Genomic DNA, 9,097 nt, shown 5'->3' on the forward strand with positions numbered 1-9,097 from the left:
GACCGGCTCGCCGATCATCGACCCGGGCCTGCAGCCGGCCCTGATCACCGCCGCCGTGGCCGCGCTGCTGGCCGGCGGTGCCGCGCTCGGGCAGGTCGCGCTGGCCCTGGTGGTCGCGCCGCTCCAGCTGCTGACGGCGGCCGGCTGGTTCCGGCTGAACGGCATGTGGCCGGCCCGGCAGGGCATCCTGCTCGCCGCGCTGGCGGGCCTGACGGCGGACGTGGCGGTGCTGCTGGCGGACTCCGACGGTGGCGTGGCGGCCGTGGTGGGCACCCTGGGCGGGTTCTTCCTGCTCGTCCTGGTGCTGCAGACGTTCCGCCCGTCGGACCCGAAGGAGCGGTTCTACGCGCTGACCGTGCTCGGCTCGGCCACCGTGGTGACGGTGCTGTGCACCGCGTTGCTGCTGGCCGACTGGGTGCCGGCCGCGGTGGGCGCGGTGGCGCTGGCCACCCTGCTGGCCGCGGCGCCGCTGCCCGGGCCGAAGCAGCTGGGCCCGGTGCTGGGCCTGGCCGCGGCGGTGCTGCTGGGCCTGCTGGTCGGGGCCCCGCCGGCGCTCGGTGCGCTGGCCGGGCTGGGTGCGCTGGTCGGCCGTCGGGTCGCGGCGTACGACTTCCCGTCCCGCTTCGTGCACATGACGGCGGGCGTGGCGCTGCCGCTGGCGGTGGCCGCGCCGCTGGCCTGGATCGCCACGGAGCTGTTGGCCTGAGCCACCCGTACCCACCCGTCCAGGCCTGTTCAGGTCGAATTCCCGCCCCGGAACCATGTTCCGGGGCGGGACGTCGTACGGTCGTGCGAGGGCGGACGTGTCCTGCGTCCGCCACGGAACGGTGAACGACCCACTGCGAACGACCACAGCGACGAACGACCACAGCGACCGGCGACGACGGGGGACACGATGCGCGGATGGCTGAAGGCCACGATCGGTCTGGCGGTGCTCTCCGGCCTGCTGCTGGGGGCCGACCGGATCGCGGTGGGCGTGGCCGAGGACGAGGCCGCCGACCGGATCGTGAAGAGCGGCCGGATGAGCCAGCGCCCGGACGTCTCGATCGAGGGCTTCCCGTTCCTCACCCAGGTGCTGTCGATGAAGCTGGACGACGTCCGGATCTCCTCCGACGGCCTGGCCGTCGGCGACGGCAGCCACCAGGTGGCGCTGCACTCGTTCAAGGCGAGGCTCGCCGGCGTCAAGGTCAGCGACAGCATGAGCAGTGCCACGGTGGACAGCGGCACCGGCAGCGGGGTGATCTCCTACCCGGACCTCGCGCAGCTGCTGCCGCCCGCCTCCCAGCTGCTGCACGGCGCCAAGCTGCCGGTGGGCGGCAACTCCCGGCTGAGCCTGGCCTACGCCGGTCCGGGCAAGGTCAAGGCCTCGCTGGGTCCGATCGAGATCGGCGAGGGCAGCGTGCGCAACAAGGGGAACACCGTCACGGTGGACGGTTTCCGGCTGAGCTCGCTGGCGGGGCTGGTGGCCGGCGCCACCAACCAGCAGCTGGAGCCGATGAGCTTCACCCTGGACTCGCTGCCGGCCGGGCTGAAGCTGGCCGACAAGGAGGGCGGGGGCGGCGGTGTGACGCCGCTGCCGGAGGGCCTCCAGCTGACCTTCGACGGCAAGGACGTCAAGCTCCTGGGCTGATCCAGGCCCGTGCGCGGCCCGTCCCCGGCCCCGTCCCGGGCGACCGGCCGACCTGTGCCCAGCCCGTCCCCGGCCCGGTCCCGGGGCCCGCCCACGGCTGTGCCGAATCGTTCCGCTCCGCGAGACGCGCTGTCCAGCGCGGGCCGTGGAGCGGTGTCGTTCGCGCCCCGCGCACGCCCTCCGGGGGCCGCCGGCCGGGCCCGGACAGGCCGGACCGGGGGCAAATCCCATCATCCGGTCGTTCTGATCCCACTATTCGATACGCTGATGACAGCGGGCCTCCGGTGTCCCTAGCATCGTCGGCATGAAGCGACAGACGGACCTCACGAAGCGGCGGGCGGTAGACCTGTGCCGCGTGGCCGCCTGTCTGTGTCGAATGCGCTGATTCGGCGCCCCCGGCAGGGCAGTTGACGCCCGCCGCCGATCTTTCCGGCGACCGCGCCCGGCCCCCCGGGCCGGCGGTCGCCGAGGTACTCCGCAGTCTCCTGCCCGGCCGCACCGGCCCACCCCCTCGTCCCGCTATTCGGACAGGGTTTCGGACCGCACCCTCCCGGGCACCCTGCAGCACCCTCCTGAGCAGCACCTTCCGCACAACCGCCCTCGGATGGAGAACCCACCATGAGCCGCAGCGACGTCCTGGTCGACGCCGACTGGGTCCAGGCCCACCTGGACGACCCGAAGGTCGTCATCGTCGAGGTCGACGAGGACACCTCCGCGTACGAGAAGAACCACATCCGCAACGCCGTCCGGATCGACTGGAAGCAGGACCTCCAGGACCCGGTCCGCCGCGACTTCATCGACCAGGCCGGCTTCGAGGCCCTGCTGAGCGCCAAGGGCATCGCCAACGACCAGACCGTCGTGCTGTACGGCGGCAACAACAACTGGTTCGCCTCGTACGCCTACTGGTACTTCAAGCTGTACGGCCACGGCGACGTCCGCCTGCTGGACGGCGGCCGCAAGAAGTGGGAGCTGGACTCCCGCGACCTGGTCGCCGAGGTGCCGGCCCGCCCGGCCACCGAGTACACGGCGCAGGCCGCCGACGCCTCGATCCGCGCCTTCCGCGACGACGTGATCGCCGCCATCGGCACCCTGAACCTGGTCGACGTCCGCTCGCCCGACGAGTTCTCCGGCAAGCTGCTCGCCCCGGCGCACCTCCCGCAGGAGCAGTCGCAGCGCCCCGGCCACGTGCCGAGCGCCCGCAACATCCCGTGGGCCAAGAACGCCAACGACGACGGCACCTTCAAGAGCGACGACGAGCTCAAGGCGCTGTACGAGGCCGAGGGCATCGACCTGGCGAAGGACACCATCGCCTACTGCCGCATCGGCGAGCGCTCCGCGCTCACCTGGTTCGTGCTGCACGAGCTGCTCGGCCAGGAGAACGTCAAGAACTACGACGGCTCGTGGACCGAGTACGGCAGCCTGGTCGGCGTGCCGATCGAGCTCGGCAGCAACTGAGCCCCCGGCTCGACCCGTAAGTCAGAAGGAGACAGACATGTGCGGTGCGAAGGCCGGCGGCCCGGACCTGGCAGGAGTTGACGTGGCGAACGAGACGATCATCCAGGGTTCGGTGACCCGCGACGGAGAGCCGGTCAACGGCTACGTGCGGCTGCTGGACGAGGGCGGCGAGTTCACGGCCGAGGTGCCCACCTCGGCGACCGGCCAGTTCCGGTTCTTCGCCCGCCCGGGCAAGTGGACCCTGCGCGCGCTGGTGCCGGGCCAGACCGTGGACCGTCAGGTGGTGGCCTCCCAGGGCACCGCCGTCGAGGTCGCGATCGCGGTCTGACCGGAGCCGGGACGATCCCGGACCAGACTCCGAGGGCCCCTGCCGAGCAGGGGCCCTCGGTCGTACCGTGGAGGGGTGCAGGCAAGGCGGCGGCGTCGCTACTACTTCGCCATGATGGGCGTGTGCCTGGGCCTGTTCGTCATGGCCTGGGGCGTGGTGCGGTTCTTCTCGGTCGGCGCGGCGATCGGCATGTGCGTGGTCGCGATGGTCATCCCGCCGGCCGCCGCGGTGTTCGCCAACAAGCGCGACCCGGACGACGACTGGTGGAACGACCCGCGCTGGGACGACCCGAAGTGGGACGAGCCCGGCCACGACCGGGACCGCCCCGACCACGAGGAACGCCCGTAGGCGTCAATGTGCGAGGTGCCTCAGTACACGAGCGCCTGGACGTTGTCCGACATGATCTCGCTGACGAAGACCTGGGCGCCCGCGATGCGGACACCCTCGACGGTGTCCTGCTGCGTGATCCCGCGCCGGGCCGCGCACTGGGTGCACAGCGTCACCGAGCCGGCCGCCAGGATCGACTCCAGCAGGTCCGGCAGCGGCGCCGCGTGCGGCAGTTCGAACTCCGCGGCCCGGCCCGGCAGCGCGAACCAGGAGGACTCCCCGGTCAGCCAGAGCGAGACCTCGATCCCGCTGGCGACGGCCACCGCCGCCACCGTGAACGCCTGCGAGCACCGCTCCGGCGCGTCCGCCCCTGCGGTGACCTTGATGACCAGTTTCTTCGCCATGGCGCCACCTTAGAGGTGCCGGCGCCCCCGCCGTCCGGCATCCCCGGAAGCCTTGGGCAAAGCTTGAGCAGCCGCGGGAGGACGGCGCGAACGGCGACGTGGTGGGGCTCACCGCGACCCTCCGGAACCCGGCGGATAGAGTGAGCCGAGCACAATCCACCACACTGTCGCCGCCTGGGAGCCACCCGTGTCCGGTCTGGAAATCTTCTTCGACGGTCTGCTGGCCCTCATGGCCGTGCTGATCACCTGGTTCGCCATCTTCTCGGTGATGAAGCTGTACCAGGGCCAGCGCTGAGACTGCCGTACGGTTGAGGCAGTCCCACACCGACGAGAACAGCGACCAGGAACATGATCGAGATCCCTTCTGACCTCCACAGGGACGTCGTCCCGCTCGCCTTCCTCCTCGGCACCTGGGAGGGCGCGGGCGTCTACGACTTCCCGGGCGCGGAGAAGTGCAACTTCGGCCAGGAGATCGTGATCCGCCACGACGGCCGCCCCTTCCTGGAGTTCCGCTCCCGGACCTGGGTGCTGGACAGCGAGGGCGAGAAGGTCCGTCCGCTGGAGAACGAGCACGCGTTCTGGCGCATCACCAGCAACCACGACGGCACCAGCGGTGTCCGGGGGATCGAGATCTCCTCCGTCCGCGACGACGGCACGGTCGAGATCTGGTACGGCGAGCTGGCCGACGGCAAGCCCCAGGTCGATGTCTCCACCGACGCGGTCGCCCGGATCGAGGGCTCCCCGGAGTACTCGGGCGGCAAGCGGCTGTACGGCTTCGTCAACGGCGAGCTGCTCTGGGTCGGCGAGAAGGCCGCCCCGAGCGTGCCGCTGCGCCCGTACATGTCCGCCCAGCTGAAGAAGGTGCTCAGCCCGGCCCAGCTGATCAAGGACATCAACGACCTGCCGGACGACGGCATCGCCTTCTTCAAGTAGGCCGATCGCGCGACCGGCACTTCCGTGCACGAGGTAGGGACCGGCCCCCGGCCGGTCCCTACACTTGCTCCAGGACCCCCGACCATTGGCAGGGACGAGTACCGTGGCGGACACCGGCACCACCGACTGGCAGCTCTCCGGCGACTGGAAGGCCGACCTGCGCGAACGCGGGTACCGGCTCACCCCGCAGCGGCAGCTCGTGCTGGAGGCCGTCGACGAGCTCGACCACGCCACCCCCGACGACATCCTCTGCCACGTCCGCCGGACCGCCAGCGGCGTCAACATCTCCACCGTCTACCGGACCCTGGAGCTGCTGGAGGAGCTGGGCCTGGTCTCGCACGCCCACCTCGGCCACGGCGCCCCGACCTACCACCTGGCCGGCCGCCACCACCACCTGCACCTGGTCTGCCGGGACTGCGACAAGGTCACCGAGACCGGCACCGAGATCGCCCAGCCGCTGATCGACAGCCTGCGCGAGCGGCACGGCTTCGACACCGACCTCAAGCACTTCGCCATCTTCGGCCGCTGCGCCGACTGCACCGCCAAGCTCGTCGGGGACCAGCCGTAAGCTGGCCGGTATGACCGGTGTGAAGAGCCCGCTGCTTTCCCTGCCCGGAGCCGTCCCCGCCGAGGGGGCCGACGAGGGCGTCGCCGCCCACTACGGCGACATCTTCCGCGAGCAACGCAGGCTGTCGCAGGGCGTCGGCTTCGTCGACCTCTCGCACCGCGGCGTGGTCACCGTGACCGGCGCGGACCGGCTCTCCTGGCTGCACCTGCTGCTCACCCAGCACGTCAGCGAGCTGCCGCCGCAGCAGGCCGCCGAGGCGCTGGTGCTCTCCCCGAACGGGCACGTCGAGCACGCGCTCTACCTGGTGGACGACGGCACCACCACCTGGGCGCACGTCGAGCCGGGCACCCAGGAGGCGCTGGTCGCCTACCTGGAGGGCATGAAGTTCTTCTACCGGGTGGAGGTCGCCGACGCGACCGCCGAGTACGCCGTGGTGCACCTGCCGGCCGGCTCCACCGCCGCCGTCGAGGGCGCCGCCGCCGTCCGCGAACTCCCGTACGGGCGCGACCTGTTCGTGCCGCGCGCCGAGCTGGAGCGGCTCACCGCCGGGTACGGCCCGGCGGCCGGGGTCTGGGCGTACGAGGCGCTGCGGATCGAGGGCCACCGGCCCCGGCTGGGCTTCGAGACCGACCACCGGACCATCCCGCACGAGGTGGACTGGCTGCGCACCGCCGTCCACCTGCAGAAGGGCTGCTACCGCGGCCAGGAGACCGTCGCCCGGGTGCACAACCTGGGCCGCCCGCCGCGCCGGCTGGTCTTCCTGCACCTGGACGGCACCGAGGAGACGCTGCCCCCGCACGGCACCGAGGTGCGGCTGGCCACCGACCCGGACGGGCGGGCGCTGGGTTTCGTGACCTCCTCGGCCCGGCACCACGAGCTGGGGCCGATCGCGCTGGCGATCGTCAAGCGGAACGTCCCGGTGGACGCCGTGCTGCTGGCCGGCACGGTGCCGGGCACCCAGGACGTGATCGTCCCGCAGTAGGGCCGTCCAGGGCCGCGCCGGGGCCGCTCGGCGCCCCGGCCGGGCCCGGTGGGGCCCCGGCGGGGTCAGACCTCGACGAGGACGGTGAACGGGCCGTCGTTCACCAGCGCCACCCGCATGTCGGCGCCGAACCGGCCCGTCTCCACCTTGGCGCCCAGCGCGCGCAGCTGCGCCACCACCTCGTCCACCAGCGGCTCGGCGACCGGGCCGGGGGCGGCGGCGTTCCAGGTGGGGCGGCGGCCCTTGCGGGCGTCGCCGTAGAGCGTGAACTGGCTGATCACCAGCAGCGGGGCGCCGAGGTCCGAGCAGCTCTGCTCGACGCCCTCGTCGTTCGCGGGCAGCAGCCGCAGCGTCCAGAGCTTGCGGGCCAGTTGGGCGGCCTTGGCGGGGGTGTCGTCGTGGGTGGCGCCGACCAGGACGCAGAGCCCGGGCCCCTCGATCGCGCCGACGGTCTCACCGGCCACGGTCACCCGGGCCTCGGTCACTCGCTGCACCACTGCTCGCATGCCGCCATTGTGCCGGAGCGCCGTACGGCCCCCGGAGGAGCCCCGGGTGCGTCCCGCGCGGCCCGCGCCCGGCGCGTCCGCCGCCGCTCCGCGCCCGCGCATCCGCCGTGCCCCCGGCTCCGCGCCGCACCCTTCCCGGCCGTTCCGCCCGGCCGCCCCTCCGGTCGGCCCCGTCCCTCCGCCCCGGCGGCCTCCCCAGGGCGCACACCAGGGGCGCGCACGAAGGCCGTGCACGCCCTGGGGTGCGCGCCTGCGCGGAATCGGGCGCCACTCTTCCTGGGGAAAGGGCTGGTCATATCAGCCACCCCCGTTCGCCAGGGGGCCGTTCGGGTGCACGGGCGGTGCGCGTGCGCCGGGTGGGGTGGCACGCTGGTGGACCGTACGAGGGGTCCGGGGCGCCAGGAGGTCCGCCGCGCCGGACCCGGGTTCGGCCGGGCGGTCGAGCCGGTAGGTCAGGCGTCTGGCGGTGCCGCCCCGGTGGGCGTCACGGCCGGGGACCGGAGCCTCCGGGGGTTCCCGGCGGGCCGGTGGACGGGACGCGCGGCCCGTCGGGGGACGGGTCGGACCGGCGGCAGCGACGGGGTGCCGCGAGCGGGCGGGATCGGACGACGTCAGGTGGTTGGGTGATGGACGCGAGCAGCGTGGCGCGGGACCGGTCCGGGTCGGTGGTGCGGGCCCCCGGGGGCCCGGACGGTCCGGCGGCGGGCGCGGAGGACGAGCCCGACCTGGAGGGGCTGGGCCTGGAGCAGCTGCGGGTGCTGCGCCGGGAGACCCTGGAGCAGGAGGCCGACCTGTCCTACCTGCGGCGGCTGCTGCACGGGCGGATGGACATCCTGCGCGCCGAACTCGACCGGCGGCCCGGTACGGGCCCGGTCCGTACGGCCGACCCGTCCGGCCCCGACCCGGCCCCCGGCGACCTGCTGGACCGGCTGCCGGCCATCCTGACCGACGCGCCCTCCACCGTGCGGCGCTCGGCCCGGCACGTCACCCTCGGGCCGCCGCGCACCCGGGAGTCCCGGCTGGAGGCGGACGCGCTGATGGGCGACGTCCAGCTCGCCGACCTGGCGGCGCACCCGGCCGAGGAGCTGCTGGCCGCCCTGGAGCGGCTGCGGGCGTACGAGCGGGAGGTGTCCGGACGGCGCCAGCGGCTGCTGCGCACGGCCGACGGTTGCAACGCCGAGATCACCCGCAGGTACCGTGATGGGGAAGCACGGGTCGACGACCTGCTCGCACGGGGGCCGCTCTGACCGGGTGGGTCACCGCGGGCGGGTGAGGCCCGGCTCGCTCCCGGCCCACCCTCGCCCCGGAAGGCTCACACCGCCATGTCCCTGCCCGCCCCCGCGCCCGTTCTCGCCGAGGTCATACGCTCCGGCTTCGTCGAGGGCCGCCACCGCGGCTCCCTGGTGCTGCTCGCGGCCGACGGCTCGGTCGAGTTCGCGCTCGGCGACCCGGACGCCCCGGTCTTCCCGCGGTCGACCGCCAAGCCGTTCCAGGCGGTGGCCACGCTGCGGGCCGGGCTGGCGATCGAGGGCGAGCTGCTGGCGCTGGCGGCCTCCAGCCACTCCGCGGAATCGTTTCACCTCGATGGCGTGCGGAGCATCCTCGGCTCCGCCGGGCTCGACGAGTCGGCCCTGCGCACCCCGGCCGCCCTGCCGCTGGACGAGACCGAGGCGGAGCTGCTGCTCGCCGCCGGCGGCGGGCGCGCCCCGATCCTGATGGACTGCTCCGGCAAGCACGCCGGCTGGCTGGCCGCCTGCACGGCCAACGGCTGGGACACCGAGAGCTACCTCGACCCGGCCCACCCGATCCAGCGGCTGGCCCGCGAGGCCCTGGAGGAGGCCACCGGCGAGACCGCCGCCCACGCCGGGGTGGACGGCTGCGGCGCGCCGCTGCTGGCCGTGTCGCTGACCGGCCTGGCCCGCGGCTACCGCGGCCTGCTGCTGGCCGCCGAGGGCAGCGAGCCG

The 9,097-nt window shown here is 73.5% G+C and carries 13 protein-coding genes; 11 read left to right on the forward strand and 2 right to left on the reverse strand.

Features of this window, described 5'->3' with window-relative positions:
* From AE652_RS27565 to AE652_RS27585, 6 genes are all read left to right on the forward strand, one after another.
* Positions 1-706, forward strand: a 706-nt coding sequence (locus AE652_RS27565; protein ID WP_049656247.1) for a hypothetical protein, incomplete at its 5' end; no start/stop codon positions are given.
* Between the two features lie 189 nt (positions 707-895).
* Positions 896-1,630, forward strand: a complete 735-nt coding sequence (locus tag AE652_RS27570) for a DUF2993 domain-containing protein (protein WP_049656250.1) — start codon at positions 896-898, stop codon at positions 1,628-1,630.
* Positions 1,631-1,934: 304 nt separating this feature from the next.
* A complete protein-coding gene (locus tag AE652_RS49545) occupies positions 1,935-2,015 on the forward strand; it encodes an Ms5788A family Cys-rich leader peptide (RefSeq protein WP_350517234.1) in 81 nt (26 codons plus the stop codon).
* 233 nt (positions 2,016-2,248) lie between these two features.
* The gene (locus AE652_RS27575; RefSeq protein ID WP_049656251.1) at positions 2,249-3,085 is read left to right on the forward strand and encodes a sulfurtransferase; all 837 of its coding nucleotides are present in this window, start codon (positions 2,249-2,251) and stop codon (positions 3,083-3,085) included.
* A 37-nt stretch (positions 3,086-3,122) separates the two neighbouring features.
* Entirely contained in the window at positions 3,123-3,413 is a 291-nt protein-coding gene (locus tag AE652_RS27580; protein WP_030059605.1) for a DUF1416 domain-containing protein, read from the forward strand.
* A 75-nt stretch (positions 3,414-3,488) separates the two neighbouring features.
* Complete coding sequence (locus AE652_RS27585) at positions 3,489-3,761, forward strand: DUF3099 domain-containing protein (protein ID WP_082346012.1); 273 nt, start codon at positions 3,489-3,491, stop codon at positions 3,759-3,761.
* Positions 3,762-3,781: 20 nt separating this feature from the next.
* Here the strand turns inward: AE652_RS27585 and AE652_RS27590 are convergent, their stop codons facing one another.
* A complete protein-coding gene (locus AE652_RS27590; RefSeq protein ID WP_049656255.1) occupies positions 3,782-4,144 on the reverse strand; it encodes a DsrE family protein in 363 nt (120 codons plus the stop codon).
* A gap of 348 nt (positions 4,145-4,492) precedes the next feature.
* Here AE652_RS27590 and AE652_RS27595 point away from each other — a divergent pair, with 348 nt between their 5' ends.
* The 3 genes from AE652_RS27595 (at position 4,493) to AE652_RS27605 (ending at position 6,627) form a co-directional block, all read left to right on the forward strand.
* Positions 4,493-5,077, forward strand: a complete 585-nt coding sequence (locus tag AE652_RS27595) for an FABP family protein (protein WP_049656257.1) — start codon at positions 4,493-4,495, stop codon at positions 5,075-5,077.
* A gap of 103 nt (positions 5,078-5,180) precedes the next feature.
* Positions 5,181-5,645: a Fur family transcriptional regulator gene (locus tag AE652_RS27600; RefSeq protein ID WP_049656259.1), complete on the forward strand. Its 465-nt coding sequence runs from the start codon at positions 5,181-5,183 to the stop codon at positions 5,643-5,645.
* A 19-nt stretch (positions 5,646-5,664) separates the two neighbouring features.
* Positions 5,665-6,627 carry a folate-binding protein YgfZ gene (locus tag AE652_RS27605; protein WP_049656263.1) on the forward strand — a complete coding sequence of 321 codons (963 nt, stop codon included), beginning with the start codon at positions 5,665-5,667 and terminating at the stop codon, positions 6,625-6,627.
* Between the two features lie 65 nt (positions 6,628-6,692).
* Here AE652_RS27605 and dtd read toward each other — a convergent pair whose 3' ends face one another.
* Positions 6,693-7,133, reverse strand: a complete 441-nt coding sequence (gene dtd, locus AE652_RS27610) for a D-aminoacyl-tRNA deacylase (RefSeq protein ID WP_049656260.1) — start codon at positions 7,131-7,133, stop codon at positions 6,693-6,695.
* Positions 7,134-7,759: 626 nt separating this feature from the next.
* Here dtd and AE652_RS27615 point away from each other — a divergent pair.
* Together AE652_RS27615 and AE652_RS27620 are read left to right on the forward strand one after the other, a co-directional pair.
* Positions 7,760-8,380, forward strand: a complete 621-nt coding sequence (locus tag AE652_RS27615) for an ABC transporter substrate-binding protein (protein WP_234348561.1) — start codon at positions 7,760-7,762, stop codon at positions 8,378-8,380.
* Positions 8,381-8,455: 75 nt separating this feature from the next.
* The coding region (locus tag AE652_RS27620; RefSeq protein WP_049656261.1) for an asparaginase at positions 8,456-9,097 on the forward strand (642 nt) is incomplete at its 3' end.

It is taken from the genome of Kitasatospora sp. MY 5-36, assembly GCF_001182915.1.
Taxonomy (GTDB): domain Bacteria; phylum Actinomycetota; class Actinomycetes; order Streptomycetales; family Streptomycetaceae; genus Kitasatospora.